We start from the raw sequence: 24,883 nt of genomic DNA, 5'->3' as shown, positions 1-24,883 counted from the left end.
GCGACTTTCCGTAATTCAACTAAATGGTTGATAATCGACTCGATGCTGCTTTCCACGCGCTTTCCGATCCGACCCGGCGGGGAATGCTCGCCAACCTCGCGCTCGGCGAGAAGTCCGTGGGTGAACTGGCGGCGCCGTTCGACATGACCTTCGCAGGCGCTTCCAAGCACGTGAAAGTGCTGGAGTCGGCCGGGCTGGTCGCGCGCCGCAAGGTCGGTCGGATGCAGCTGTGCACGCTCAACGCCGAGCCGCTTGCCGAAGCGGAGCGCTGGCTGCGGCAGTGGGAGAAATTCTGGACGGTCCGCCTCGACCGCCTGGAGGAGCTGGTTGAATCGCACAAATCCAAGAAGGAGACGGAAAATGGCTGAAGCTGCAACACAGGTGCGGGCACCAATCGAGCGCATCGGTTCCGATGCGATCCGGCTCGAACGGGTGCTCGACGCGCCGGCCGAGACCGTGTGGCGCTACCTGACGGAGGCGGATCTTCGCCGGCAGTGGTTCATGGGCGGAACCGACGCGCGTGCCGGCGGCGAGTTCGAGATGGTGGTCGATCACGATCAGCTGTCTGAAGACGACGTGCCCTATCCGGAGAGCTACGCGCAGTCGAAGGGCCGGACGTGGAGCGAAAAGGTGATCCGCTTCGAACCGCCGCGGCTGCTCGAAACCACCTTCGGCGTCGACAAGGGTATCGTGACCTACGAACTGTTCCCGCAAGGCGAGCGGACTCGCCTGGTGCTGACGCACAGCGCCATCACCAGTCCGACCGGCTTCCAGGACTTCGGCGGCGGCTGGACGTCGCACCTCGCCATGCTCGAGGAGAGGCTGGCCGGGCGCGCGGTGCGGGATTTCTGGGCGCTGCACGCGAAGTCGCGCGAGGCGGTGGCCAAGGCGCTCGCCTGATCGATCGACCGACCGACGTGAGAGGGGCGGCTGGAGCGATCCGGCCGCCCCTTTTTTTGTGCTTGCACGGCGGCAACCGCAGCCCTAACACTGAACTACATGGTTCAGTATACAGATCTCGACGCATCCTTTGCTGCCTTGTCCGACGCGACGCGGCGCGGGGTGCTGGCACAGCTCGGCCGCGGCGACGCGTCGATCACGAGCCTCGCCGATCGCTTTCACATGACGCTGACGGGCATGAAGAAGCACGTCCACGTGCTGGAACGGGCCGGGCTGGTCGAAACCGAAAAGGTCGGGCGCGTTCGCACCTGCCGGCTTGGGCAGCGCGGACTCACGGCGGAGGCGGAGTGGATCGACTCGCAGCGCAAGCTTTTCGAGGCGCGGTTCGAAGCGCTCGACGCAATTCTCGAGGACATGAAACAGGAGGAAGAAAATGGATCAGCAAATAACTAGCACCGCGACGAACCCCACCAGTGTCGAGCGGCTGTCGGACCGCGAACTGGCCGTGACGCGGCTGTTCGACGCGCCCGTGCAGATGGTGTTCAAGGCCTGGAGCGACCCGTCGATCTTCCGCCGCTGGTGGGTGCCTGCGGGCGCCGGGATCAATCTGGTCGGCTGTGACATGGATGTCCGCGCCGGCGGCAAGTACCGGCTGGAGTTCGCGGCAGGCGACCAGACCACGGCCTTCCATGGCAAGTATCTCGAGGTCGTTCCGAACCAGAAGATCGTCTGGACCAACGACGAGGGAGAGGACGATGGGGCAGTGACGACGGTCACGTTCGAGGATCGTGGCGACAAGACGCTGGTCACCTATCGCGACAGCTTCGCGTCGGAGGAAGCGCTCGAGGAGGCGATGTCCGGCGCGGCCAAGGGCCTCCCGCAGCAGTTCGACCAGCTGGCCGAGTTGCTGGCGAGCGACGCTTAGTCTCGCAGAAAGGAAAAGGGCGGCTCGGGTGTCCCCGGCCGCCCATTTTTGTCTGCCTGCCGGCAGTCGGTATGTCTTCGCACCGCGGCGCGGTGCTGCGCACCGGTCGCGCTGTGTTCGCTTAGCGCTTCGAGAACTGGAAGCTGCGGCGTGCCTTGGCGCGGCCGTACTTCTTGCGCTCGACGACGCGCGGGTCGCGAGTGAGGAAGCCCTCGCGCTTGACCGTCGTGCGGAGGGCCGGCTCATAGCGGGTCAGCGCCGTCGAGATGCCGTGACGGACTGCGCCCGCCTGTCCCGACAGGCCGCCGCCCTCGACCGTCGCCTCGACGTCGTACTGGCCCTTGCGGTCCGTGACGTCGAACACCTGGTTGATGATCAGGCGAAGGGTCGGGCGAGCGAAATACACTTCCTGCTCGCGGCCGTTGATGACGATCTTTCCCGAGCCCGGCTTCAGCCAGACGCGCGCGACGGCGTCCTTGCGGCGGCCGGTGGCGTAGGCGCGGCCGTGCTTGTCGAGCTGCTGCTCACGGAGCACTGCCTCGATCTGCGGGCCCTGGGTGGAAACGCCGTGGTCGTCGACCGGCTTTTCGCGGCCTTCCCGACCTTCGCGGCCCTCGCGTGCGGGAGCCTGTGGAGCCGCGGCTTCGGCCGGAGCATCGGCAACGGGCGCTTCCGGCTTCGGGTTGGTCAGTTCGCCCAGATCGGAGAGGGACTTCTTGTCGGCCATTATGCGCCCACCTTGTTCTTGCGGTTCATCGACGCGACGTCGAGCGTTTCAGGGTTCTGGCCCGCGTGGGGGTGATCGGTGCCGTTGTAGAGGTGCAGCGCACGCATCTGGTCACGGCCGAGCGGACCGCGCGGGATCATGCGCTCGACAGCCTTTTCGAGCACGCGCTCCGGGAAGCGACCCTCGAGCACCTTGGCCGCCGTCGTCTCCTTGAGCCCGCCGGCATAACCGGTGTGCTTGTAATAGATCTTCTGCTCCAGCTTGCGGCCGGTGAAGCGGACCTTGTCGGCGTTGATGACGACGACGTGATCGCCGCAGTCGACATGCGGAGTGAAGCTCGGCTTGTGCTTGCCGCGCAGGATATTGGCGATAATCGTCGCAACGCGTCCGACCACCAGGCCTTCGGCATCGATCAGATGCCATTTCTTCTCGACCTCGGCCGGCTTCGCCGACTTGGTCGTCTTCATCAGCGCCTTCATGGCGGTGAACCTCTCGAAACAAATGAGAAAGGCGGCACAAAGCGCGCCGCCGTCGGGAGCGCTATTTGCGTCTGGGCTCCGGAAAGTCAAGCAAAAGCGGGCGTTTCGCTGAAGGTAAAATCATACCTTTACAGGAAGGAAACGGTTGCGGAACGATTGGAACGACAGTCTCTGCCACAGGTTTGTTGGGAGAGCGAAACGGAGGAGTGTGCGATGTACATCGGTCTTGGCGGACTGCTCATCCTTATCCTGATTCTCTGGCTTCTCGGAGTTATCTAAGGGTTCGATGATCCGGCCGCGCCGGAATGGCGCGGCCGGCCCGCTTCACCGCAGCCGCCGCATTGCGCCATCCGGCTGGCGGTTGCACCACCGCTGCTGCCGCCCTAGTCCCCGCGTGAATCACGCCAACGCATGTGTTGCGGTCGCAGCGCGGGAGAAGCCTTTTCGGTGCCGAGACGGGTCAAGGACTTCATCGAGATAAGCGAATACACCTCGCTTGAGGATCTGATCCGCTACCTCAAGACCATTCGCGACAGCCTGCCCCCCGAGCACGAGGCGGAGATCAAGATCCGGGGCGACGAAGTGTTCGGCCGTCGCTTGACGATCAGCTACTTGCGCGACCAGACGGCCGAGGAAGCCGAACTCGAGGCCCGTTACAGCAAGGCGGGGCAGGACACCGAGGAGATCGAGCGTCTCCGCAGCCAGCTCGATGACATTCCTTACGACTCGGACGAACAGTCGAAATCCTAGTCTGCCGCGGCAATCTGCCGTTCAGGATCCCGCGATAGATTCGCGCCATCGCAAGCAGATTCAGATGTTGGGAGACGTTTGATGCGCAAGCTTTCCAGACTTGGTGTTGCCGCGATCATCGCGGCGGGCGCAGCAGGGACTGCGGTCGGTGCTGCCCATTCAACGCATGTCATGACGGTCCCGCTGCCTGACGGCTCCGTCGCTCGGGTGGAATATGTCGGCGACGTTCCTCCGAAGGTGACGGTTGCGCCCTCGGCAGGGATTGGCGTGCCGGCCGGAATGCCGCTGCCGGCGTTCGGCGGACTGTTCGAGCAGATGGACCGCGAGATGGCCGCTGCAATGCGCCAGATCGACCAGGTCGCCCGTCAGCCCTTGGCCGCTCCGGGCGCAGGGATGAACGTTGCTGCATTCGGCAACTTGCCGGCCGGGACCACGAGCTATTCGAGCGTGACGGTCGATGAGAACGGGCATCGATGCTTGCGATCGACGCAGGTGATTGCCGATGGCGCGGGCAAGCCGCCGAAGGTCATCTCCAATGTGAGTGGCGAGTGCGCGGCGGCAAAGAGTCCGCCAGCGGCTGCAAAGCCCAGCGGACCTGTCCATCAAAGCTGAGCCTGGAGCCGCGCCGCCTTACCCGCGGTGCGGCTCGATGGTCGCGACGAGGCGGTTGCGTTCCCACATCTCGCAAGTGACCGGCAGTCCGCGATCGCGCGCGTGCTGCTCGGCTTCGGCGTCGCTGGACGCCTCGACCCATTCCGCGCTGACGATCTTGCCTGCTCCATCGAGCCGGTACAGCCTGTAGCTTGGCAACGGATACCCCCAAACCTCATCACCTACCACGAGCGTTCCGCCACGTGATTCACCTGGATTACGCACTCGTGCACAAACATCTCGAAGTTGCTGATTTTGCAAACTTTCGCCCGCTCCACCGCGGGGAGTGGGGGACGGGGGTTTTCGACACGGGCCCCAGCGCAGCAACCTTTTGCCTGCTTGGCGCTTGAGCCGCCATGCTGGTCCGCATCGTCGAGATGGTCATCGGCCTCGGCCTGGTCTGCATGATCTTGCGGGACGTCTTCGAAACGGTCGTCGTCCCCGGCGGCAGCAGGGCGTCGCTGCACATCTCCCGCCGACTCCTCCACCTGCTTCTGCCGGCCTGGCGGCGGCTGCGGCCGCGGCGCGGAATCTCATCGACGTTCGCGCCAGTGCTGCTGGTTGCGTCGTTCGCGATCTGGACCGTGCTGATGATGGTCGGTTTCGGGCTGATGCTTCAGGCGGTGGGGGATCGTTTCAATCCTCCCCTCAAGAGCTTGGGCGACGGGATGTACACTGCCGGCAGCAGCATGGTGACGCTCGGGCTGAGCGGCAGCTCGGCGGTCGGTGTCGGCAGGTGGGTCGTGATCGGATGCGGTTTCTGTGGCCTTGCCGCAATCACCATGGCGGTCACTTACCTGCTCGAGGTCCAGAGCAGTATCGCGCGCCGCGACGTCGGCATACTGAAGCTGAACACGTCGGCTGGCGATCCGCCATCGGCGCTTGGACTGCTCGAGAACTACGCAGCCCTGGCGAGCACGGGAGAGATCCCGCACATTTTGCGTGAAGCCAGAGACTGGTGCACCACGGTCCGCCAGAGCCACGCCGCCCATCCCTCCTTAATCTATTTCCGGTCGACCGGGACGGGTGCAGGGTGGCCGTCAGCGCTCGGCGCAATGCTGGACCTTGCGCTGGCGGTGAGCAGGCTGATCGACGAGGATGAATGGCGCGGGGCGGCGTTGTTGCTGCGCGCCGACGCGCTACGCATGGCCGAGCAGCTTGGAAGTCTCACACGTATCGCGCCAGCACTCGACGAAGTGTCGGAAGACGATCTTGCCGCGATGCGAGAGCGCTTGTCGAACGCGGGATACCCGCTTCGGCAACACGTCGACGTTGCAGCCGCGCTGCACGAGCGGAGCTTCAACATGGCGTGGGTGAAAGCGATGGCCGACCACCTCGGCAAGCCGTGCGCGCCATTCCTGCCGCAGCCCGGCGGAAGCGCCTAGCCGACGCTGTCCTCGACCCACTCTGCGTAGGAACCGAGCACCTTTTCGATCGGCAGGGCGACGACGCACGGCACGTCGTAACTGTGAAGCCCCGCGATCCTCGTCATCAATGCGTCGGCGCTTTCGTCGGAGGTCTTGAAGATCGCCGCAATTTCATTCGCGCTCTGCACTTCACCCTTCCACCGATAGATCGACCGCACCGGGCCGAGGATGTTCACGCAAGCGGCGAGACGCGCTTCGATCACGTCGCGCCCGACACGCTCCGCTTCGGCGGCATCGGCGAAGATCGCGTAGACCGAGATGACGCTCATGCGAGCTGGCGTCGCCCAAGCTCGTGGGCGCCCCAGACCGTCGCGGCGACGAGCAGCGCCCCGGTCGCCTGGTGAAGGACGGCAAGCCAGATGGCGATGCCTGAAAGCACCGTCAGTATGCCCAGCAGGATCTGCGTGCCAAACGCGGAGTGGATCGCGATCGAGGCTGCGCGCGCTCCTTCGACCTGCTTCACCCGCCGCGCGAATAGGACGAGCACGGCGACTACGACCCACGCCCACCAGCGGTGCATGAAATGGAGAAGGAATTGGTCGTGTGTCATGGCGAAGAGGGGGCCGTGTGACCAGTCGATCCCTTCAGGCACGGCCCTGCCGTTCATGTCGGGCCAAGTGTTCGACACGTAGCCGGCGCGGAACCCGGCGACCCACGCGCCGAGCATCAGCTGGATGAACAAGGTCCCGAGCGCCAGAGCGCCCCAGCCGGTGAAGCGCGACGGCTGCCGGTCCCTCGCAATCGCGCGAAGGTCGAGCGCACTCCAGATCAGTGCCGCGAACAGGAACAGGGCAAACAGCAGGTGCGCGGAAAGCCGATAGGGGCTGACCTCCGTGCGCCCCTCAAGGCCCGACATGACCATGAACCAGCCGACTGCGCCTTGCGCACCGCCGAGGATGAACAGGGCTGCGAGTCTCCACGTGAATCCCTTGGGGATCGCCCGCTTGATTGCGAACCAGGCAACTCCGGCGAAGAAGACGAGGCCGAGGACCCGGCCGAGCAGCCGGTGCACCCACTCCCAGAAGAAGATGAACTTGAAGCCGGAGAGGGACATGCCCGCCGGCCCGGCGACCTCGCGATATTGGGGCGTATCCTGATAGAGTTCGAACGCACGCACCCAGTCGGCGTGGGTGAGGGGTGGGATGGCGCCGCTGACCGGCTTCCATTCGGTAATGGACAATCCGCTCTCGGTGAGCCGCGTGATGCCGCCGACGACGACCATCGCGAACACCAGCCCGGCGACGACCAGGAGCAGGTGCGACAGGGCGCACGGCCGGGTCCGATCGGCTGCTGGCACGCCGGTCGAAGCGGTTGAAGCGTAAGCGGTATTCATGTCCGGCGCGCCTATGCCTGCCCCGTGGTCAGTGCAAGCTGGCCGAATTCATGTGCAATCTGGCCGATGTTATATTGTCACTCCTGCAGGTGAGGCCTATATCGCGCGGCAATGATGCTGCATGCAGTTCCTAGCAACCGGCTCGACCGAATCGCGATGGGTCTTTCCGGGCTGTGCCTGGTGCACTGCGTCGGTACTGCGGTCCTGGTTGGAGTGCTTGCGTCGGCGAGCGGCTTCCTGGGCCGTCCGATCATCCACGAAGTCGGCCTCGCGCTCGCCATGATCCTCGGTACGATCGCGCTTGGTCGCGGGCTGCTCGACCATGGATTTCTACTGCCGAGTTCCGTCGGGTCGCTCGGCCTCGGCGTGATGGCTGGAGCGCTCAGCTTGCCCGAGGGCGGCCACGAGGCAATTTACACCGTGGTTGGCGTCATGATCCTCGCACTCGGCCACCGCCTCAACGTGCTGGCGACCGAGGATCGCCTGTAGATTGCTTGCCGGTCACGCCGGCGGGGTCTAATCTTCCATGCTCATGAGCAGCCACGATCACCAGGTCCACCAAGGCGATTCGCTTCGCGATGCGGCGCGTGCGCGGCTGACTCGCGAAGGCGAACAGTGGACCGGCATGCGTGAAGCCGTATTCGAGGCGCTGGCGGGCTTCGACAAGCCGGCAAGCGCCTATGACATCGCCGAAGCCGTCTCCAATGCGCAGGGCCGTCGCGTCGCCGCCAACAGCGTCTATCGCATTCTCGACCTGTTCGTCGGCTCCAACCTGGCGCGCCGGGTCGAAAGCGCCAACGCATACGTCGCGAATGCGCATCCCGATTGCCTCCACGACTGCATCTTCCTGATCTGCGACCAGTGCGGGCAGACCGTCCATATCGACGACGACAGCCTTACCTGCGGCGTCCGGGATGCGGCGAAAGTCGCAGGCTTTTCCGCTGCGCGGCCGGTCATCGAGGTGCGCGGCACTTGCGGCGATTGCGAAGAGCCAAACAGCTGAGCAATTCCTGAGCAATTGCTGAAAAGCATCCGCTTAGGGCGATTAAGGCAGGCGATTTAATGACATCGCCATCTGTTCCGGATATGCGCCACCCATGTCCGAACGGCCCCACACGCCTCTGCTGGATACGGTCCAGTACCCCGAAGACATTCGCAAGCTGGACAAGAACCAGCTTCCGCAGCTCGCAGAGGAGCTGAGGCAGGAGACGATTTCGGCGGTGTCGGTGACGGGCGGTCACCTCGGTGCCGGCCTCGGCGTGGTCGAGCTGACGATCGCTCTTCACTACGTGTTCGACACGCCCAACGACAAACTGATCTGGGACGTCGGCCATCAGGCCTATCCGCACAAGATCGTGACCGGCCGGCGCGAGCGGATCCGCACGCTGCGCCAGGGCGGCGGACTGTCAGGTTTCACGCGGCGGGCGGAGAGCGAATACGATCCGTTCGGAGCCGCGCACAGTTCCACTTCCATCTCGGCTGCTCTCGGATTTGCGATCGCCAACAAGCTGTCGGGTGATGACGGCAAGGCCATCGCCGTGATCGGTGACGGCGCCCTGTCGGCCGGCATGGCCTATGAGGCGATGAACAATGCCGCGAGCGCCAAGAACCGGCTCGTCGTCATCCTCAACGACAATGACATGTCGATCGCGCCGCCGGTCGGAAGCCTGCGCAACTCGCTGGCGCGGCTGGTGTCGTCGGGAAAGTACCTGACGCCGCGGCGGCTGGCACAGAAGCTCGCCCGGGCGATGCCGGAGCCAATGCACCGCACCGCCCGCCGCGTGGAAGAGTTCGCGCGCGGGTTCGTGACCGGCGGCACGCTCTTCGACGAACTCGGTTTCTACTACGTCGGTCCGGTGGACGGCCACGACGTCCGTGCGCTCGTCGAGGTGCTGGAGAACGTGCGTGACGCGAGGACCGGGCCGATGCTGGTCCATGTCGTCACCAAGAAGGGCAAGGGCTATGCGCCCGCCGAAAATGCCGCCGACAAGTATCACGGCGTGGTGAAATTCGACGTGGTGTCGGGCGTGCAGGCCAAGCCCGCGGCTGGTCCGCCGAGCTACACCAGCGTTTTTGCCCGCGCGATCGGCGCCGAGATGGAGCGCGACGAGAAGGTGGTCGCGATCACGGCGGCGATGCCGTCCGGCACCGGTCTCGACAAGGTCGCGGAGCAGTTTCCCAAGCGCACGTTCGATGTCGGTATTGCCGAGCAGCATGCGGTTACCTTCGCGGCCGGGCTTGCCGCGCAGGGGTATCGGCCGTTCTGCGCGATCTATTCGACCTTCCTGCAGCGCGCCTATGACCAGGTCGTTCACGACGTTGCGATCCAGAACCTGCCGGTGCGCTTCGCGATGGACCGTGCCGGCCTCGTGGGTGCGGACGGAGCGACACACGCGGGCGCGTTCGATCTAGCCTATCTGTGTACCTTGCCCAATTTCGTGGTGATGGCGGCGGCCGACGAGGTCGAGCTTTGCCACATGGTGCACACGATGGCTGTGCACGACAGCGGCCCGATCGCAGTGCGCTACCCGCGGGGCGAAGGCAGAGGGCACGAGTTACCCGAAGTCCCCGAGGTGTTGGAGATCGGCAAGGGGCGCGTCGTCCGGGAAGGCAAGAAAGTCGCCATTCTCTCTCTAGGCACGCGGCTGGTCGAGGCGGAGAAGGCCGCTGACCAGCTCGAGGCAATGGGACTCTCGGCCACAGTCGCCGATCTGCGGTTCGCCAAGCCGCTTGATAATGAACTCATCCGCCGTCTCCTGACCACGCACGAGGTGGCGGTGACGGTCGAAGAGGCAGCGGTGGGCGGCCTTGGCGCGCACGTTCTCACGCTCGCCAGCGACGAGGGCCTGCTAGACGGCGGCCTGAAGCTGCGCACAATGCGCTTGCCGGACTATTTCCAGGAGCATGACAAGCCCGACAGGCAGTACGACGAAGCGAGCCTCAACGCGCCGGGCATCATCGAAACTGTGCTCAAGGCGCTGCGGGTGAACAGTGCCGGCGTCGAAGAGGTGCGGGCGTAGCCAAGCTTCGCGCCGACCAGTTGCTCGTAACCCGCGGTCTCGCCGAGAGCCGGACGCGGGCTCAGGCGCTGATCATGGCCGGGGCGGTGTTTTCGGGGGAGCGGAAGATTGCCAAGGCGGGCGAGATGCTTCCCGAGGATTCAGCGCTGGACGTGCGGGGCAAGGACCATCCGTGGGTGTCGCGGGGCGGGATCAAGCTCGATCACGGGCTGACGCATTTCGACTTCGATGTCAGCGGCGCGGTTGCATTGGACGTTGGGAGCTCGACGGGCGGGTTCACCGACGTTTTGCTCTCGCGAGGCGCGGCGAAGGTCTATGCCGTCGATGTCGGCACGAACCAGCTCGCCTGGAAGCTTCGTCAGGACCCGCGGGTCATCGTCCACGAACAGACCAACGCGCGCGCTCTGGACGCCAGCATCATCCCGGAAGCGGTGGACGTTGTTGTCTGCGACGCGAGCTTCATCGGCCTTGCCAAGGTGCTCGAAGCACCGCTCAGGCTGGCCAAAATGGGCGCAAAACTGGTGGCCCTCATCAAGCCGCAGTTCGAAGCCGGGCGTGAAGAGGTGGGGAAGGGCGGCGTAGTCCGCGACCCGGCCGTCCACGAGCGCGTCGGTGCGGAGGCCAAGGCCTGGGTTGAAAGTCAGGGTTGGTCGGTGCTTGGCATCACCCCCAGTCCGATCACCGGACCCGAGGGCAATGTCGAATTCCTGCTTGGAGCCGAGAAGAATGGCTGACGCTGTCGAACCACGAGACTGGCGCCGGATCGCGCTCATCTCCTGCCCGGTCATCCTGCTACTCGGCTGGGCGAGCGGGTGGGTGTCGAACTCCGGTTACGGCAACGGCTGGTTCGACGGTCTGCAGAAGCCGTTCTTCATGCCGCCGGGCTGGGCGTTCCCCGTCGCCTGGACGATCCTCTACCTCCTGATGGGGATCTCGCTGGCGATGATCCTCGCGCTGCCGCCTTCGCAGCGGCGAAAGGTCGCGCTGGTCCTGTTCTTCGCCCAGCTCGTGCTGAACTTGGCATGGTCGCCGATCTTCTTCGGCGCCCGCGACATCGGCCTCGCCAAGATCGTCATCTTCGTCATGGCCGCACTTGCCGCCGCAGCGGCCGGGCAATTCATGCGGCTGCGCAAGATTGCGGGCGTGCTGCTCATTCCGTACCTGACCTGGCTGGTGTTTGCAGCGACGCTGAACGCGACCATCGAACAGCTCAATCCCGGCGCCGGAGTCTCGCTGCTCGGCACTCGATAACTGGGGATATCCTCCCGCAGTTGGGGATAGTCTGGGCGGCCGGGGTGGCGGAATGCGGTGCAAATCCCTATTTCCGCGCCGAAAGGGAGACATGCGATGCAGTCCGAAAACCGGCTGTTCGACGACTTCGTGAAGATGGTGAACGGCTTCGCCGGCACCTTCGCGGGAATGAGCCGCGAGGCGGAAAGTTCGGCGCGCGAGAAGTTTCGCGAGTGGATGGCCGGATCCGATTTCGTCGGACGGGACGAGTTCGAGGCCGTGAAGGCCATGGCCGCTGCCGCCCGCGACGAGAACGACATCCTGAAGGCCCGCATCGCCGCTTTGGAAGCGAAAGTCGCTGGACCAGTCGCCGGAACCACGGGAGCCAAGCGGCCCCCCAAGCCGAAGGCGGGACCGGACGCGTGAACCTGAGCGAGGAAGACGTCCAGGAGGAGCGCGACGACGGTGCTCCGATCGAGGTTCTCGAGCAGTATTTCGAGGCGCGCGGTTGGGGTTGCGACCGCACCGGCGAAGGCGAGATCGTCGCTTCCGCCACCGGCAGCTGGGCCCAGTATGAGCTTCGCGGCGTGTGGCGGCCCGAGGACCAGGTGCTGCAATTCCTGGCGTTCCCGGACATCAAGGTTCCGGCCGAAAAGCGTTCCGCAGTCCACGAGGCGCTGAGCCTCATCAACGAACAGCTCTGGCTCGGCCATTTCGAGCTGTGGTCGGGGTCGGGGCTTGTGGTCTTCCGCCATTCCACAATTCTGGACGCGCGCGAGGATGACGGTCTCAGCCTGGAGCAGGCGGAAGCGATCGCTGAAGCTGCGGTCGAGGAATGCGAGCGCTTCTACCCGGTGTTCCAGTTCGTCCTGTGGGGCGGGAAGTCGCCCAGCGAAGCGATTGCAGCGGCGCTCATCGACACGCACGGCGAGGCCTGAGGGGCGCCACTGATGACGGATATTCCGAGACTCCCCGAGCCGACCTGGTTCGTTGGCTGCGGCAACATGGGCCAGGCAATGGTCGGCGGCTGGCGCTCGGCGGGCATCGACCTGTCCTCGGCCGTCGTGATCCGGCCAAGCGGTCTGCCGGTCACGGGCGTGCGTACGGTTACGACATTCGAGGATGCAGGCGTGCCGGCGCGGCTGGTCGTGCTCGGGTTCAAGCCGCAGAAGCTGGATGAAGTGGCGCCGGAACTCGCCAACTGGCTGATTGGCGGGCCGACAATCGTGTCCCTGCTTGCCGGCGTCGAGGCCGCAGCGTTGCGGGAGCGCTTCCCCGCCGCCGGTGCGATTGTTCGCGCTATGCCGAACATCCCTGTCGCGATCCGCCGCGGGGTCATTGCCCTCTACAGCGAGGATGCGGATGACAGGACGCGGCTGGACCTTGCGCAGATCTTCGCGCCGCTTGGCTTCGCACCCTGGATGGCCGACGAGGCCAAGTTCTCGGCCGTCGGTGCAGTCGCCGGGTCGGGCCCGGCCTATGTCGCGCGCTTCATCGCTGCCTTGACCAAAGCCGGCGAGACGCGTGGCCTGTCGAATGAGATCGCATCGACTATCGCTCTCGAGACTGTGCTGGGCACCGGATGGCTTGCAGCATCGGCCGGTGAAAGCATGGACGAGATCGCCCGCAGGGTCGCGAGCCCCAACGGCACGACAGAGGCGGGCCTGGCGATTCTCGACGAAGGGCTCGATGCGCTCGTCGGACAGACGATCGAGGCGGCCACCGACCGGGGCCGCCAACTTGCCGAGGCCGCCCGCCTGCCCTAGGCGCGCCTGATGGCTCCTCGACAGCAAGGCAATTTCGACGACCGCGACGGCTGGATCTGGATGGACGGCGAGCTCGTTCCGTGGCGCGATGCCAAAGTCCACGTCCTCACCCACGCCCTTCACTATGCGAGCAGCGTTTTCGAAGGGCAGCGCGCCTATAACGGCGTCATCTTCAAACTGAACGAGCACAGCGAGCGGCTGCGCAAGAGCGCCAGCCTGCTCGGCTTCGAGCTGCCCTGGTCGGTCGAGCAGATCAACGAAGCCTGCAAGCAGGTGCTGGAGGCGAACAGCTGGACCGACGCCTACATGCGCCCCCTGGCCTGGCGCGGATCGGAATCGATGGGCGTCGCCGCCGGAAACACCAGGCCGCACCTCTCGATCTCCGCCTGGCAGTGGGGGAAGTATTTCGACCCGGAAGTTGCCGCCAAGGGCATCCGCCTCGAAGTCGCCCCGTGGCGCCGGCCGGCACCCTACACGGCGCCATCGGAGTCGAAGGCGGCCGGCCTTTATATGATTTGCACCTTGTCCAAGCAGCATGCGGACTCACGCGGCTATGACGACGCGCTCATGCTGGACTGGCGTGGCCGCGTTGCCGAAGCGACGGGCGCAAACGTGTTCTTCGTGCGCGATGGAGCGCTGCACACGCCGACACCGGACTGCTTCCTCGACGGCATCACGCGGCGGACGGTCATGGACCTGGCCCGGCAACGCGGCGTCGAGGTCGTCGAGCGGCCGATCTGGCCCGAGGAGCTGGAGAGCTTCGAGCAGATGTTCCTCACCGGCAGCGCCGCCGAAGTCACGCCGGTGCAGTGCGTCGGCCCGTGGAATTTCGTGGTCGGCGACCTGACGCGGCAGCTCGCGAAAGACTACGACGACCTCGTCAACGGCCGCATTCCGAACGCCTAGTCGAAGATCGACAGCTCGAGTGGCTCGCTCTGGCCGAACCAGATGACATGCTTGCTATGGTCGGCCAGGTCGTTGCCGGTCTCCGCGTGCGCGAAGATCGTCAGCGGCCCGCGATTGAGTGCCAGCCACTGCGCAACGTCCCCGAACAACTCGGTTGGGACGGTCAGCTGACAGCTGCCACGCGGATGGGGGCCAACCGGGCGCAGATGGAAATGGCCGACCGCAACGGGGAAGCGCGCCTGCGCCGCCGCCGCAAGTTGCCTGGCGAGATCGACCTCATCCGGATCGTAGTAGATGTGCGCATGGAAATCGCGGATCGCTGCCTCGGTCATTGCGCGACCATAGTCCGGATCGGGCGAACACCCCATCGCCTCTTTCAAGTCGAGCCGCCGCCACTATAAGCCGCGCTTCCCGCGCTTTCGCGGGCGCCGCTGCTGGGGCGTCGCCAAGTGGTAAGGCACCGGTTTTTGGTACCGGCATTCGCAGGTTCGAATCCTGCCGCCCCAGCCAGCACTCAGTCCTTGAGCACTCCGTAAGCGATCACCGGTCCGTCAGTCTCCCTGAGCGCGGAGGAGAGCAGGCGGGTGAGGTTGGTGCGGATCATCTGGTGGTCGCACTGGCAGAGCGGTTCCACCGACATGATCTCGCGCAGGATGGTCATGCCCATCAGCACGCTGAGACAGAGGCTGGCCTTCATGCCCGCGTCCGTACCGCCGATGAGACCGGCAATCGGCTCCAGCACGTCCTCGGCGATGGCATCGCGCACGACCGCGGCAGCCTTGTGCGAGGATGCGGAGCGCAGGATGATCAGCAGCCGCTCGATTTCCTGGCGGCTGCGTCCAGGTTCGTGTTCCAGCGCAAGCTGCGCCAGAAAACAGGGCAGGGACCGGGACGTGACACCCGGCTGAAGGATTGTCGTGCCGTCGCGGACCACTTCCCTGAACAGGTCCTCTTTCGAGCCGAAGTACCGGCCAACGAGGGAGACATCGACGCCGACGTCACCGGCAATGTCCCGAAGGCCGACGTCGTCATAGCTCTGGCTGAGGAAGCGGGCGCGGGCCGACGCCAGGAGGTCCTGCCGGGTAGCGGCGGCATTCTTGGTTCGGGGCGACACGTCAGTGCTTGTCTAGGTCAATCGGCGGCCGGTCAACTCATCCACGGAAAAATGTCTACAGTCGTTGACATCATTCTGACCGGAGCGTAGCGGGCGCTGCCTCACCGCCTTTTGCGTTCGCGGTTCTCTTCGGAAAGTTACGATGACTGGAACGAGACTCGCGCTCGCGGGCATTCTCACGCTTCTGCTGGCCATTGCTGTTTCTGCCTGTTCGTCGGGCGGGCAGCAGCCGGCCGCGCCGCCGCCGATGCCGGTCACGGTCTCGACGCCGGTCCAGCAGGACGTGGTGGACTGGGACGACTTCGTCGGCCGCTTCGAGGCGGTGAACAGCGTCGACGTGAAGCCGCGCTCGACCGGGTATCTCCAGGCGGTCTATTTCCGCGACGGCCAGTTCGTGCGGAAGGGGCAGCTTCTTTTCACGATCGACGCGCGGCCGGCGCAGGCGGCGCTCGCGCAGGCTCAGGCCCAGCTTGCCCGTGCTCAGGCCGCCGTCGTCAACGCGAGGACGGAGCTTGCACGTTCGCGGACGCTCGCCGCTGCCAGGGCTGCGAGCACCGAGGAGGTGGAGACTCGTCAGGCGACTCTCCGCGGCGCGCAGGCCGATGTGGCCGCAAGCCAGGCAGCCGTTCGGGCGCAGCAGCTCAACGTCGGGTTCACGCGCGTGATGGCGCCGATCTCCGGCCAGATCTCGAGCCGGCGAGTCGACCCCGGCAATGCCGTGACTGCGGACCAGACAGTGCTGACGACGATCGTGTCGACCAATCCGCTGCATTTCTCGTTCGACAGTTCGGAGGCGCAGATTCTCAAGTACCAGCGCCAGCACGCGGGCGACCGGGCCGGAACGCCGGTCCGGATCCGCTTGCAGGACGAGACCAGCTACGTCCATTCCGGCACTCTGGACTTCGTCGGCAACGTCATCGATCCAGGCGCGGGCACCATCCAGGCGCGCGCCGTCGTTCCCAACCCCGACGGTTTCCTTAAGCCCGGCATGTTCGGGCACATGCGCCTGATGGCCTCGCGGCCCTATCCGGCGCTGCTGATCCCCGACACCGCGGTCGTCACGGACGCGGCGCGGCGCGTTGTCTATATCGTGGCGCGTGACGGCACGGTGGTGTCGCGCCCGGTCGAACTTGGTCCGCTCAACGGCAATTTGCGGGTCGTCCGCTCGGGACTTTCCGCCCGGGACCGCGTGATCATCGACGGCGTTCAGCGCGCCCGGCCAGGGCAGAAGGTCAAGCCGCACCCGGGCCGCATCACGATGACCGGTGGGCCTGACGCAAACGCCAGTCCGGCGCTGGCGCCGCCGTCCTCGATCGCGACACCTGCTGGCGGCAACGGCGCGTGAGACTCTCGCACTTCTTCATCGAACGGCCGATTTTCGCGGCCGTGGTGTCGGTCTTCATCGTCCTGATCGGGGCGTTTGCCTACCCGCAGCTTTCGCTTTCCCAGTATCCGGAGATCGCCCCGCCGACGATCGCAATCAACGCGGTGTTCCCGGGCGCATCGGCAGAGACGATGGCGGAGACGGTCGCCGCGCCGCTGGAGCAGGAAATCAACGGCGTCGAGAACATGCTCTACATGACGTCATCCTCGACGTCGTCGGGGCAGGCGACGATCACGGTCACGTTCAAGCCAGGCACCAATCTCGATGCCGCCCAGGTGCTCGTTCAGAATCGCGTTGCGCTTGCCGAGCCGCGGCTTCCGGCAGAGGTCCGGCAGACCGGCGTGACCGTAGCGAAGCAATCGTCGGGCTTCCTGATGATCGTTGCCCTGACGTCGACCGATCCGAACCTCGATATCGACTACATCGGCAACTTCGCCAATTCGAACCTTCGCGACCGGTTGCTGCGCATTCCTGGCGTCGGCGGAGTGACGGTGTTCGGTGGCGGCAATTACGCGATGCGGGTCTGGATCGATCCGGACCGCGCGGCCGCACTGAACCTCACCGCCGGTGAGATCGTCACGGCCCTGCGCAGCCAGAACGTGCAGGTCGCCGGAGGTTCGGTCGGCCAGCCGCCGTTCGGCAAGGGCAATCCGGCGTTCGAGCTGCCGGTCGACGTGCAGGGCCGCCTGACCGACCCGGCGCAGTTCGCGGACATTGTCATCAAGACCGGCGCCGACGGCCAGATCACCCGTGTCCGGGATGTCGGCCGCGTCGAGCTCGGCAGCCAGGATTACGGCATCCGGGGTTCGTTTAGCGGACGGCGTGGAGTCGCTCTCGCGATCGTGCAGCAACCGGGTTCGAACGCCCTCGATGCCGCCAAGCGCGTGATCACGGAGGTGAAGACGGCCTCGAAGGACTTCCCGCCCGGGCTGGTCTACACAATCCCTTACAATCCGACAGAATATGTCTCGGCATCGGTGACAGCGGTCCAGGAGACGCTGTTCGAGGCGATCCTGCTGGTTGTAATCGTCGTACTGATCTTCCTGCAGACCTGGCGCGCCGCGGTCATCCCGATCCTGGCCATACCGGTCGCGCTCGTCGGCACCTTCGCGGTGCAGCTGGCGCTCGGCTTCTCCATCAACTCGCTTTCGCTGTTTGCACTGGTGCTCGCTGTCGGCATCGTCGTCGATGACGCAATCGTCGTCGTGGAATCCGTCGAAGGCCATATCCGCAACGGCATGCAGCCGAGGGAGGCCGCGCACCAGACGATGCGCGAGGTATCGGGCGCGCTGATCGCGATCGGCCTGGTGCTGACGGCCGTGTTCATCCCGACGGCGTTCGTCTCGGGCATTCCGGGGATCTTCTACCGCCAGTTCGCCGTCACCATCGCCTCGGCGGCAATCATTTCGCTGCTCGTGTCCCAGACTCTTTCGCCAGCGATGGCGGCGTTGCTGCTCCGCCCGCACCAGGACCATCACGACGAAACCATCCCGCGGTGGCAGCGGCCGCTGCGCATGGGCGCTGCCAAGTTCAACGCCGGGTTTGACTGGCTGTCCGACCGCTATGGGCAGCTGACCGGACGTCTGGTTCGCAAGACCGCGATCATGCTGGTCATCTATGCGGGCCTGCTTGTGCTAACCGGCTGGCGGCTGATGGCGACGCCAACTGGCTTCATCCCCGAACAGGACCAGGGCTTCTTGATCGGCGTCGTGCAGCTGCCCCCGGGCGCCTCGCTCGAGCGAACCAGCCAGGTACTCGGCGATACGGCGCAGATCGCCCGCAACTCCAAAGGCGTGGTCGACATCGCCACCTTCGCCGGGCTCGACGGGGCCAGTTTCTCGCAGGCGTCCAACTCCGGCACGATGTTCCTCAAGCTGTCCGACTGGGATGATCGCAGCAAGTCGGGTCTGTCCGCCGTTGAGCTCTCCAAGGAGCTGACGATGAAGGTCGGCGCGATCGAAGGCGCCAGCGTATTCTTCATCTCGCCGCCCGCGGTGCCGGGGCTCGGCACCGGGAGCGGGTTCGTGATGATGCTCGAGGACCGCTCGGGCGCCGGTTACAAGGCGCTGGAGGGCCTGACCGGGCAGATGATGGGAGCCGCGGCGCAGCTTCCGCAGGTCACCCAGGTGTTCTCGTTGTTCAACACCGGCTCGCCGCGCGTGAAGGCCGATGTCGACCGTGATCGCGCGCAGCTGCTCGGCGTCCAGCCGGCGCAGGTCTACGAAGCGCTCGGCACCTATCTCGGCTCGACCTACGTCAACGATTTCAACCTGCTCGGCCGCACGTTCCGCGTGACTGCGCAGGCAGAGCCGACTTCACGGCAGGACCTGTCCGACATTGGCAGGCTGCAGGTGCGATCGGCGAGCGGTGCGATGGTGCCTCTGTCGGCCGTGGCGACGCTCCGCAACGAGAGCGGGCCGACGCGCGTCGTGCGCTACAACCTGTTCCCCGCGGTCGAGCTTCAGGGCCAGGCCGCGCCGGGCGTTTCGTCCGGCGTTGCGCTCCAGGCCATGGATCAGCTCGCTTCCAAGACGTTGCCGGAAGGGTTCAGCCATGAATGGACGGGCCTCGCGCTGCAGCAGCAGGCGGCCGGGAGCAGCTCGGCGTTGATCTTCATCCTTGCCGTGGTGTTCGTGTTCCTGGTTCTTGCCGCGCAATACGAAGCGCTCACGCTTCCGCTCGCAGTGATCCTGATCGTGCCGATGTGCATCCTCGCGGCCATGGTTGGCGTGAACCTGCGTGGCATGGACAACAACATCCTGACCCAGGTCGGGCTGGTGGTGCTGATCGCGCTTGCCGCGAAGAATGCGATCCTCATCGTCGAATTCGCCAAGCAGGCAGAAGAGCATAACGGCATGAGCCGCTTCGACGCTGCCGTGACGGCCGCCCGCCAGCGCCTGCGGCCGATCCTGATGACCAGCTTCGCCTTCATCTTCGGCGTCATCCCGCTTGCGATCGCCGTGGGGCCAGGGGCCGAGATGCGTCAGGCCCTAGGCACAGCCGTAAGCTTCGGGATGCTCGGCGTGACGCTGTTCGGGCTGATCTTTACGCCGGTCTTCTATGTGGTCGCGCGCAGCCTGCGCCGTCAGCGGCGCAAGCGCACGAATGCCGAAGTCCAAGCCGGGCCAGCAGCACCGCTGCCGGCGGCCGAGTAGGATACCACCGCCGATGATCCGCAAGACTCTCGGGTTGTTCAGCCTCGCGGCGCTGTCAGCGTGCACGACGGTCGGGCCGAACTATCATGCACCGGCCCCAATCGCGCCGGGGCAGCCGGCGTTCGTCGGATCGGCCTCACCGGCGTTCACGACCCAAGAGCCGCCCGGGCGCTGGTGGAGCCTGTTCCGGGATCCGGTGCTCGACCGTCTGGTCCAGCAAGCGCTCTCGGCGAACACGGACCTGCGCGTTGCAGCCGCCAACCTTGCCGAAGCCCAGGCCGCACTTCGCGAGACGAGGGCAGCCCGGCTGCCGACGACCTCCATTTCGGGAAGCGCAACCTACGGGCGCGCATCGGGTCAGTCGCTCGGCCAGTCGGGAGCAGGTCCCACGGGTACGACCTTCGATGCGGGTATCGACGTCGGGTACCAGCTCGACCTGTTCGGCCGCATTCGCCGGGCGACGGAGGCAAGCCGCGCAGATGTCGGCGCTGTCCAGGCGGCGCTGGACGTCGCGCGGATCACCGTCGCTGCGGAGACTACGCGCAGCTATTCCGACGCCTGCAATGCGGGCCGGCAGATCCAGGTCGCCGAGCAGAGCCTTCGCGTGCAGCAGCAGACGTTCGACCTGACGCGCCGTCTGTTCGAAGGGGGGCGCGCGACGGCGCTGGAAACGGGGCAAGCCGGCGCGCAGCTGGAGCTGACGCGGTCGACCATCCCGACCCTGCGCACGCAGCAGCGCAGCGCTGTCTATCGCCTTGCCGTCCTCACCGGTCGTCCACCAGCCGAGTTTCCGCCGGAAGCCCTGACCTGCGTCGTGACTCCGACGCTGCAGCAGCAGATCCCCGTCGGCAGCGTCGCGGCGTTGCTCGCTCGCCGTCCCGACATCCGTCAGTCGGAGCGGCAACTCGCCGCCGCCACCGCGCGCATCGGGGTGGCAACGGCCGACCTCTACCCGGATATCAGCCTTGGAGCGTCGGTGGGCTCGACCGCGACCTCCCTCGGCGGCCTGGCCCGTGGGTCGGGCCTGCGCTTCGGCCTGGGTCCGCTGATCAGCTGGACCTTCCCCAACACGGCAGCGGCCCGGGCGCGGATCGCGCAGGCGCAGGCTTCCACCCAGGCGGCGCTCGCGCGCTTCGACGGCACGTGGCTCGGCGCCTTGCGGGAGACGGAAACCGCGCTGGCGGCTTACTCCAACGATCTCGAGCGGGTCGCGACGCTCGAACGCGCGCGCGCCAACAGCGGCGAGGCGGCGCGAATTGCGCGGCTTCGCTACGAGGCCGGCCGCGAGAACTTCCAGATCGTGCTCGACGCCGAGCGGTCGCTCTCCGAGACCGAAACTTCGCTCGCACAAGCGCGGGGGCAGCTCTCCGACGACCTCGTCAGCCTGTTCCTGGCATTGGGCGGCGGCTGGCAGGATGGTCCGCCTGTCGCTCAAGTGGACCTCTCCAGGGCAGCCGCCCCTCGCTAGCTCTGCACCGCCGGAGATTGCGCTGGAGCCGCTCCGCTAAACTGATTAGGCGGTGACCGCGCAGCAGGTGCGTGCGAGTGGACGAAGACGATGTGCGGCATAGCGGGCTGGTACAGACGAGGCGGGCGGGACGTTCCGCGAGAGGTCGTCGCGAACCAGAACGACCGCATCGTCCATCGCGGCCCTGACGATCACGGCTACATGACCGAAGGCGACTTCGGGTTTGGCATGCGGCGGCTGAGCATCATCGACATCGCCGGCGGCCACCAGCCGATGGAAACTCCGGACGGTCGTTATGCGATCGTATTCAACGGCGAGATCTACAACCACCTCGATCTGCGGCCCGCGCTGGCGGCGAAGGGGGTGCATTTCCATTCGCACAGCGACACCGAAACGCTGCTCGCCGCCTTTGCAGCCTGGGGGGACGATGCCTGGACCAAGCTGGAAGGGATGTACGCCGTCGCGATCTGGGACCGGGCGATGCGGACGTTGACGCTGGCGCGAGACCCGCTCGGCATCAAGCCGCTCTACATCACCGAGCAGCACGGCGGCATCGCCTTCGGTTCGGAGATCCGCGCCCTGCTCCCCGTTCCCGGGCACGCCTTCGACATCGACGAGCGCGCGGTCCACGACTTCTTCACCTTCGGCCACATCCTCCGCCCGCGCTCGATCTTCCGGCAGGTGCGCACGCTCGACCCGGGTCACCTGTTGCGCATCGGTCCAACGGGAGAGGCGACGGTCAGCGAGTTCTGGCGCCCCCAGTTTCGCGAGCGGACCGACCTCAGCGAGGCGGACTGGGTCGAGGCCACGCGCGAGCATCTGGACCGCACCGTCGCACAGCACATGCTTGCCGACGTGCCGCTCGGCTCCTTCCTGTCCGGGGGCGTGGACTCGGCGGCAGTCACAGCGGTCATGGCCCGCCACTCATCGAAGCCGGTGAAAGCGTTCACCGTCGGCTTTCCGAATACCTCGGTCGACGAGACCGATGCCGCGGCGCGGCTGGCGCAGCACTTCGGCTGCGAGCATATCGTGCTGCCGCTGACTCCCCAGGCAGCCGGGGACTTGCTCCCGTCGGTGCAGGCGGCGTTCGACGAGCCCTGCGCCGCGACTTCGGCCGTGCCGCACTGGCACCTCTCACGCCTGGCGTCGCAGCACGTGAAGGTCGTGCTCTGTGGAGACGGCTCGGACGAGATTTTCGCCGGCTATAAGCGCCAGCGCAACGCGCTGAACGCGGCGCGCATGCGGCCGCTGTTCAGGGCCCTCGGGCCGGCAGCGGCGCTGATCGACCGCCTTCCGAAAACCGGATCGCACCGCTGGAACTACTGGTCGCAGAACGCCCGCCGCTGGCGCGATACGGCAATGCTGGAGAGCAGCTACCAGCGCTTCTTCGCCCGAACACAGATTTCGTCCGCTGTGTTGCGCGAGCGCCTGTATGATCCCGGCTTCCACGCGCGCCAGGAGGCCACCGCGCCGTTTGCCCGCCTCGAGCAGGAGTACTTCGCGGATCCCCAGGCGCAGGCCCTTACGCCCCTCCAGCAGTTCATGCTTGCCGACCTTACGGCGCACATGCCGCCCTCTCACCTGAGCCGCCTCGACCGCACCAGCATGGCGTTCTCGCTGGAAGCCCGCGTGCCCTTCCTAAGCCATGCGCTGGTGGACTGGTGCCTCACGATGCCCGCCGACATGAAGCGCCGAGGCAAGACCGGCAAATACGTGCTGAGGAAGGCCGTCGAGCCCTGGCTGCCCGAAGGCGCCCTGCCAAAACGCAAACAGGGCTTCCGCTTGCCCTTCGCGGAATGGTTTCGCGGCGACTTCAGCGAGTTCGCGCGCGAGGCGTGGCACGACAGCGGCGCCGCGGGAAGCGGCTTCCTTCGGCCCGATGCAGTCGACCAGTTGATTGCCGAGCACCGCAGCGGCGCCGCCAACCACGGTCGGATCCTGTACGCGATCGCGATGTTCGGCTGCTGGTGGAAGCAGACCTATGCCGAGGCCCAGAGGAAAGTAGCGTGAGCGCGGTGGCATGTTGATCGACCTGCGCCAGGAGCCGGACGCTGCCGGCGCCGAAGTGAGCGACGTCTGCATTATCGGCGCTGGAGCTGCCGGGCTGACGCTGGCGCGCCGGCTGTCCGAGCGCGGCCAGAGCGTCACTTTGCTCGAAAGCGGCGGGCTCGATTTCGAGCAGGCGACGCAGGACCTCTACCGCGGCGCCAACGTCGGCATGCCATATTACGATCTCGACCAGTCGCGCCTTCGGTTCTTCGGCGGGACGGTCGCCATCTGGGGCGGCCGGTGCGCGCTGCTCGACGCGATCGATTTCCGGAACCGCGAATGGGTCCCCCACTCGGGCTGGCCGATCACCCGTGCCGACCTGCTGCCCTACTACCGCCAAGCGCACGACATGCTCGAACTTGGGCAGTTCAACTACGACGAGGACGTGTGGGCTGCGCTTGGGGTGGCCGATCCGGGGTTCGATCCGGCCCGCATCGACGCGGCGCTGTGGCGCTTCGATGAAGTCAGGGAGCGGTTTGCAGCGTCGCGGGCCAAGGACCTGTTCGCTTCGCCCAAGCTGCGCATCCTCCTGCACGCCAACGCCGTGAAACTGCGGGCCGGCCCCCAAGCCGGCGCGATCGAGCGGGTGGAGGTGCGCTCGCTTGGCGGGCCGACGCTCCAGGTGCGCGCCCGCCGCTTCGTCGTTGCCTGTGGCACGATCGAGAACTCGCGCCTGTTGCTTGCTTCGAACGATGTCGAGCCCAACGGCATCGGCAATTCGCACGATCAGGTCGGCCGCTTCTTCATGGAGCATCCGGCGGGGCGCATCGCCAGGATAAACACCACGCAGTCGTTTGAGCTGTGGTCGGTTTTCAGGAAACGCTACATGCGGGGCGGGCCACCGATCGCGCCCGCATTGCGCCTGGGAGACGAAACGCAGGAGCGGGAGAGGGCGCTCAACGGCATCGTCACCATGAAGCTGCAGCGCGACCCGAAACACGGCGTTACGCTTGGCAACAAGCTCTACAGCCAGATCAAGCACTCGGTCGATCCGACGCGGACGGGCCGCACGCTCGATCACCTTTACCGCGGTATCCGCGCGTGGCTCCAGGCTCACGTGCGCGAGAGAGTTGCGCGCGCGAAGGCGAAAGCCGGGAAGACGAGCCTGTATCTGATTACTCGCGGAGAGCAGGCGCCGAACCCGGACAGCAGGGTGATCCTGTCAGACGAGCGTGACGCACTCGGTAGCCCGAGAGCGAACCTGGACTGGCGGCTCAGCGAAATCGACAAGCACAGCCAGCGGGTGCTGGTGCGGACCTTCGATGCCGAGCTGCGGCGGCTCGGGAAAGGATCGGCCACGCCAAGCGACTGGCTCTCCGATCCCGACCTGCAATGGCCAGTCGACCGGACGGTCGGTAACCACCCGCTCGCCAATTACCACCAACTCGGCGGGACGCGGATGAGCGACGATCCAAAGCGGGGGGTCGTCGACGCCGACTGCCGCGTCCATGGTTATGACAATCTCTACGTCGCTGGCAGTTCGGTCTTCGCGACCGCCGGCTGGGCCAATCCGACGCTGACGATCATAACGCTCGCACTCAGGCTCGCCGACCATCTGGACTCCAAGCGCACTGGCTAGAATCCGTTGACAGCCGGCAG

Annotated in this window: 28 protein-coding genes and 1 tRNA gene; 22 read left to right on the top strand and 7 right to left on the bottom strand. The window is 65.9% G+C overall.

Annotation, left to right across the window (positions count from 1 at the left end):
• The first annotated feature begins 23 nt into the window (after window positions 1-23).
• From ACUXST_RS05500 to ACUXST_RS05485, 4 genes are all read left to right on the top strand, one after another.
• The gene (locus ACUXST_RS05500; protein ID WP_458388925.1) at window positions 24-368 is read left to right on the top strand and encodes an ArsR/SmtB family transcription factor; all 345 of its coding nucleotides are present in this window, start codon (window positions 24-26) and stop codon (window positions 366-368) included.
• The gene (locus tag ACUXST_RS05495; protein WP_458388924.1) at window positions 361-900 is read left to right on the top strand and encodes an SRPBCC family protein; all 540 of its coding nucleotides are present in this window, start codon (window positions 361-363) and stop codon (window positions 898-900) included. The genes ACUXST_RS05500 and ACUXST_RS05495 overlap by 8 nt, the downstream gene beginning before the upstream one ends.
• Before the next feature lie 99 nt (window positions 901-999).
• Window positions 1,000-1,353: an ArsR/SmtB family transcription factor gene (locus ACUXST_RS05490; RefSeq protein ID WP_458388923.1), complete on the top strand. Its 354-nt coding sequence runs from the start codon at window positions 1,000-1,002 to the stop codon at window positions 1,351-1,353.
• Window positions 1,334-1,825 carry an SRPBCC domain-containing protein gene (locus ACUXST_RS05485; RefSeq protein WP_458388922.1) on the top strand — a complete coding sequence of 164 codons (492 nt, stop codon included), beginning with the start codon at window positions 1,334-1,336 and terminating at the stop codon, window positions 1,823-1,825. The genes ACUXST_RS05490 and ACUXST_RS05485 overlap by 20 nt, the downstream gene beginning before the upstream one ends.
• A 121-nt stretch (window positions 1,826-1,946) precedes the next feature.
• Here the strand turns inward: ACUXST_RS05485 and rpsI are convergent, their stop codons facing one another.
• Together rpsI and rplM are read right to left on the bottom strand one after the other, a co-directional pair.
• On the bottom strand, window positions 1,947-2,552 hold the full coding sequence (gene rpsI / locus ACUXST_RS05480) for a 30S ribosomal protein S9 (RefSeq protein WP_458388921.1): 606 nt from the start codon (window positions 2,550-2,552) through the stop codon (window positions 1,947-1,949).
• Entirely contained in the window at window positions 2,552-3,031 is a 480-nt protein-coding gene (gene rplM, locus ACUXST_RS05475; RefSeq protein WP_458388920.1) for a 50S ribosomal protein L13, read from the bottom strand. Before rplM ends, rpsI begins: the two co-directional genes overlap by 1 nt.
• 447 nt (window positions 3,032-3,478) lie before the next feature.
• Here rplM and ACUXST_RS05470 point away from each other — a divergent pair, with 447 nt between their 5' ends.
• Window positions 3,479-3,781: a hypothetical protein gene (locus tag ACUXST_RS05470; RefSeq protein ID WP_458388919.1), complete on the top strand. Its 303-nt coding sequence runs from the start codon at window positions 3,479-3,481 to the stop codon at window positions 3,779-3,781.
• Between the two features lie 81 nt (window positions 3,782-3,862).
• Window positions 3,863-4,393 carry a hypothetical protein gene (locus tag ACUXST_RS05465; RefSeq protein WP_458388918.1) on the top strand — a complete coding sequence of 177 codons (531 nt, stop codon included), beginning with the start codon at window positions 3,863-3,865 and terminating at the stop codon, window positions 4,391-4,393.
• A gap of 18 nt (window positions 4,394-4,411) precedes the next feature.
• On the opposite strand, the gene ACUXST_RS05460 is transcribed toward ACUXST_RS05465, so the two are convergent.
• Window positions 4,412-4,657 (bottom strand): hypothetical protein, encoded by a 246-nt coding sequence (locus ACUXST_RS05460; RefSeq protein ID WP_458388917.1) that lies wholly within the window; start codon window positions 4,655-4,657, stop codon window positions 4,412-4,414.
• A 131-nt stretch (window positions 4,658-4,788) separates the two neighbouring features.
• On the opposite strand from ACUXST_RS05460, the gene ACUXST_RS05455 reads away from it, so the two are divergent.
• Entirely contained in the window at window positions 4,789-5,817 is a 1,029-nt protein-coding gene (locus tag ACUXST_RS05455) for a hypothetical protein (protein ID WP_458388916.1), read from the top strand.
• Here ACUXST_RS05455 and cutA read toward each other — a convergent pair.
• Together cutA and ACUXST_RS05445 are read right to left on the bottom strand one after the other, a co-directional pair.
• Window positions 5,814-6,128, bottom strand: coding sequence for a divalent-cation tolerance protein CutA (gene cutA / locus ACUXST_RS05450; protein ID WP_458388915.1), 315 nt, complete (start codon window positions 6,126-6,128; stop codon window positions 5,814-5,816). The two genes, ACUXST_RS05455 and cutA, sit on opposite strands and share 4 nt — an antisense overlap.
• Complete coding sequence (locus tag ACUXST_RS05445) at window positions 6,125-7,192, bottom strand: COX15/CtaA family protein (RefSeq protein WP_458388914.1); 1,068 nt, start codon at window positions 7,190-7,192, stop codon at window positions 6,125-6,127. Before ACUXST_RS05445 ends, cutA begins: the two co-directional genes overlap by 4 nt.
• Before the next feature lie 156 nt (window positions 7,193-7,348).
• On the opposite strand from ACUXST_RS05445, the gene ACUXST_RS05440 reads away from it, so the two are divergent.
• The 9 genes from ACUXST_RS05440 (at window position 7,349) to ACUXST_RS05400 (ending at window position 14,114) form a co-directional block, all read left to right on the top strand.
• Window positions 7,349-7,681: a MerC domain-containing protein gene (locus ACUXST_RS05440; RefSeq protein WP_458388913.1), complete on the top strand. Its 333-nt coding sequence runs from the start codon at window positions 7,349-7,351 to the stop codon at window positions 7,679-7,681.
• A 43-nt stretch (window positions 7,682-7,724) separates the two neighbouring features.
• Window positions 7,725-8,195 carry a Fur family transcriptional regulator gene (locus ACUXST_RS05435; RefSeq protein ID WP_458388912.1) on the top strand — a complete coding sequence of 157 codons (471 nt, stop codon included), beginning with the start codon at window positions 7,725-7,727 and terminating at the stop codon, window positions 8,193-8,195.
• A gap of 94 nt (window positions 8,196-8,289) precedes the next feature.
• Window positions 8,290-10,212: a 1-deoxy-D-xylulose-5-phosphate synthase gene (gene dxs / locus ACUXST_RS05430; protein WP_458388911.1), complete on the top strand. Its 1,923-nt coding sequence runs from the start codon at window positions 8,290-8,292 to the stop codon at window positions 10,210-10,212.
• A 20-nt stretch (window positions 10,213-10,232) separates the two neighbouring features.
• A complete protein-coding gene (locus ACUXST_RS05425; protein WP_458388910.1) occupies window positions 10,233-10,946 on the top strand; it encodes a TlyA family RNA methyltransferase in 714 nt (237 codons plus the stop codon).
• Window positions 10,939-11,463: a TspO/MBR family protein gene (locus tag ACUXST_RS05420; RefSeq protein WP_458388909.1), complete on the top strand. Its 525-nt coding sequence runs from the start codon at window positions 10,939-10,941 to the stop codon at window positions 11,461-11,463. The genes ACUXST_RS05425 and ACUXST_RS05420 overlap by 8 nt, the downstream gene beginning before the upstream one ends.
• Window positions 11,464-11,559: 96 nt before the next feature.
• Window positions 11,560-11,868: an accessory factor UbiK family protein gene (locus ACUXST_RS05415; protein WP_458388908.1), complete on the top strand. Its 309-nt coding sequence runs from the start codon at window positions 11,560-11,562 to the stop codon at window positions 11,866-11,868.
• 2 nt (window positions 11,869-11,870) lie between these two features.
• On the top strand, window positions 11,871-12,380 hold the full coding sequence (locus tag ACUXST_RS05410) for a YbjN domain-containing protein (RefSeq protein ID WP_458389020.1): 510 nt from the start codon (window positions 11,871-11,873) through the stop codon (window positions 12,378-12,380).
• Window positions 12,381-12,392: 12 nt separating this feature from the next.
• Window positions 12,393-13,208, top strand: coding sequence for a pyrroline-5-carboxylate reductase family protein (locus ACUXST_RS05405; protein ID WP_458388907.1), 816 nt, complete (start codon window positions 12,393-12,395; stop codon window positions 13,206-13,208).
• Window positions 13,209-13,217: 9 nt separating this feature from the next.
• Window positions 13,218-14,114 (top strand): branched-chain amino acid aminotransferase, encoded by an 897-nt coding sequence (locus tag ACUXST_RS05400; RefSeq protein WP_458388906.1) that lies wholly within the window; start codon window positions 13,218-13,220, stop codon window positions 14,112-14,114.
• Here the strand turns inward: ACUXST_RS05400 and ACUXST_RS05395 are convergent.
• Window positions 14,111-14,446 carry a DOPA 4,5-dioxygenase family protein gene (locus ACUXST_RS05395; protein WP_458388905.1) on the bottom strand — a complete coding sequence of 112 codons (336 nt, stop codon included), beginning with the start codon at window positions 14,444-14,446 and terminating at the stop codon, window positions 14,111-14,113. The genes ACUXST_RS05400 and ACUXST_RS05395 overlap by 4 nt on opposite strands.
• 103 nt (window positions 14,447-14,549) lie before the next feature.
• On the opposite strand from ACUXST_RS05395, the gene ACUXST_RS05390 reads away from it, so the two are divergent.
• A tRNA-Gln gene (locus ACUXST_RS05390) sits at window positions 14,550-14,624 on the top strand.
• Between the two features lie 4 nt (window positions 14,625-14,628).
• Here ACUXST_RS05390 and ACUXST_RS05385 read toward each other — a convergent pair.
• On the bottom strand, window positions 14,629-15,228 hold the full coding sequence (locus ACUXST_RS05385; protein WP_458388904.1) for a TetR/AcrR family transcriptional regulator: 600 nt from the start codon (window positions 15,226-15,228) through the stop codon (window positions 14,629-14,631).
• Between the two features lie 142 nt (window positions 15,229-15,370).
• Here ACUXST_RS05385 and ACUXST_RS05380 point away from each other — a divergent pair, with 142 nt between their 5' ends.
• The 5 genes from ACUXST_RS05380 to ACUXST_RS05360 all read left to right on the top strand — a co-directional run bounded on the left by ACUXST_RS05380 (window position 15,371) and on the right by ACUXST_RS05360 (window position 24,863).
• Entirely contained in the window at window positions 15,371-16,573 is a 1,203-nt protein-coding gene (locus ACUXST_RS05380) for an efflux RND transporter periplasmic adaptor subunit (protein ID WP_458388903.1), read from the top strand.
• Window positions 16,570-19,767 (top strand): efflux RND transporter permease subunit, encoded by a 3,198-nt coding sequence (locus tag ACUXST_RS05375; RefSeq protein ID WP_458388902.1) that lies wholly within the window; start codon window positions 16,570-16,572, stop codon window positions 19,765-19,767. The genes ACUXST_RS05380 and ACUXST_RS05375 overlap by 4 nt, the downstream gene beginning before the upstream one ends.
• A 13-nt stretch (window positions 19,768-19,780) precedes the next feature.
• Window positions 19,781-21,235, top strand: coding sequence for an efflux transporter outer membrane subunit (locus ACUXST_RS05370; RefSeq protein WP_458388901.1), 1,455 nt, complete (start codon window positions 19,781-19,783; stop codon window positions 21,233-21,235).
• A gap of 90 nt (window positions 21,236-21,325) precedes the next feature.
• On the top strand, window positions 21,326-23,245 hold the full coding sequence (gene asnB / locus ACUXST_RS05365) for an asparagine synthase (glutamine-hydrolyzing) (RefSeq protein ID WP_458388900.1): 1,920 nt from the start codon (window positions 21,326-21,328) through the stop codon (window positions 23,243-23,245).
• A gap of 10 nt (window positions 23,246-23,255) precedes the next feature.
• Window positions 23,256-24,863: an FAD-dependent oxidoreductase gene (locus ACUXST_RS05360; RefSeq protein WP_458388899.1), complete on the top strand. Its 1,608-nt coding sequence runs from the start codon at window positions 23,256-23,258 to the stop codon at window positions 24,861-24,863.
• Window positions 24,864-24,883: the final 20 nt, after the last annotated feature.

It is taken from the genome of Sphingomonas sp. F9_3S_D5_B_2 (genome assembly GCF_054263715.1).
This window is presented reverse-complemented; position numbering and strand designations above follow the sequence as displayed.

Bases quoted from the DNA above. Each gene is read 5' to 3' on its own strand.
- ACUXST_RS05490 (WP_458388923.1), top strand. From the start codon at position 1,000: ATGGTTCAGTATACAGATCTCGACGCATCCTTTGCTGCCTTGTCCGAC.
- ACUXST_RS05445 (WP_458388914.1), bottom strand. From the start codon at position 7,192: ATGAATACCGCTTACGCTTCAACCGCTTCGACCGGCGTGCCAGCAGCC.
- ACUXST_RS05370 (WP_458388901.1), top strand. From the start codon at position 19,781: ATGATCCGCAAGACTCTCGGGTTGTTCAGCCTCGCGGCGCTGTCAGCG.
- ACUXST_RS05485 (WP_458388922.1), top strand. From the start codon at position 1,334: ATGGATCAGCAAATAACTAGCACCGCGACGAACCCCACCAGTGTCGAG.
- ACUXST_RS05435 (WP_458388912.1), top strand. From the start codon at position 7,725: ATGAGCAGCCACGATCACCAGGTCCACCAAGGCGATTCGCTTCGCGAT.
- ACUXST_RS05395 (WP_458388905.1), bottom strand. From the start codon at position 14,446: ATGACCGAGGCAGCGATCCGCGATTTCCATGCGCACATCTACTACGAT.
- cutA (WP_458388915.1), bottom strand. From the start codon at position 6,128: ATGAGCGTCATCTCGGTCTACGCGATCTTCGCCGATGCCGCCGAAGCG.
- rplM (WP_458388920.1), bottom strand. From the start codon at position 3,031: ATGAAGGCGCTGATGAAGACGACCAAGTCGGCGAAGCCGGCCGAGGTC.
- ACUXST_RS05500 (WP_458388925.1), top strand. From the start codon at position 24: ATGGTTGATAATCGACTCGATGCTGCTTTCCACGCGCTTTCCGATCCG.
- ACUXST_RS05420 (WP_458388909.1), top strand. From the start codon at position 10,939: ATGGCTGACGCTGTCGAACCACGAGACTGGCGCCGGATCGCGCTCATC.
- ACUXST_RS05405 (WP_458388907.1), top strand. From the start codon at position 12,393: ATGACGGATATTCCGAGACTCCCCGAGCCGACCTGGTTCGTTGGCTGC.
- ACUXST_RS05440 (WP_458388913.1), top strand. From the start codon at position 7,349: ATGGGTCTTTCCGGGCTGTGCCTGGTGCACTGCGTCGGTACTGCGGTC.
- ACUXST_RS05380 (WP_458388903.1), top strand. From the start codon at position 15,371: ATGACTGGAACGAGACTCGCGCTCGCGGGCATTCTCACGCTTCTGCTG.
- asnB (WP_458388900.1), top strand. From the start codon at position 21,326: ATGTGCGGCATAGCGGGCTGGTACAGACGAGGCGGGCGGGACGTTCCG.
- ACUXST_RS05415 (WP_458388908.1), top strand. From the start codon at position 11,560: ATGCAGTCCGAAAACCGGCTGTTCGACGACTTCGTGAAGATGGTGAAC.
- ACUXST_RS05455 (WP_458388916.1), top strand. From the start codon at position 4,789: ATGCTGGTCCGCATCGTCGAGATGGTCATCGGCCTCGGCCTGGTCTGC.
- dxs (WP_458388911.1), top strand. From the start codon at position 8,290: ATGTCCGAACGGCCCCACACGCCTCTGCTGGATACGGTCCAGTACCCC.
- ACUXST_RS05360 (WP_458388899.1), top strand. From the start codon at position 23,256: ATGTTGATCGACCTGCGCCAGGAGCCGGACGCTGCCGGCGCCGAAGTG.
- rpsI (WP_458388921.1), bottom strand. From the start codon at position 2,552: ATGGCCGACAAGAAGTCCCTCTCCGATCTGGGCGAACTGACCAACCCG.
- ACUXST_RS05495 (WP_458388924.1), top strand. From the start codon at position 361: ATGGCTGAAGCTGCAACACAGGTGCGGGCACCAATCGAGCGCATCGGT.
- ACUXST_RS05465 (WP_458388918.1), top strand. From the start codon at position 3,863: ATGCGCAAGCTTTCCAGACTTGGTGTTGCCGCGATCATCGCGGCGGGC.
- ACUXST_RS05400 (WP_458388906.1), top strand. From the start codon at position 13,218: ATGGCTCCTCGACAGCAAGGCAATTTCGACGACCGCGACGGCTGGATC.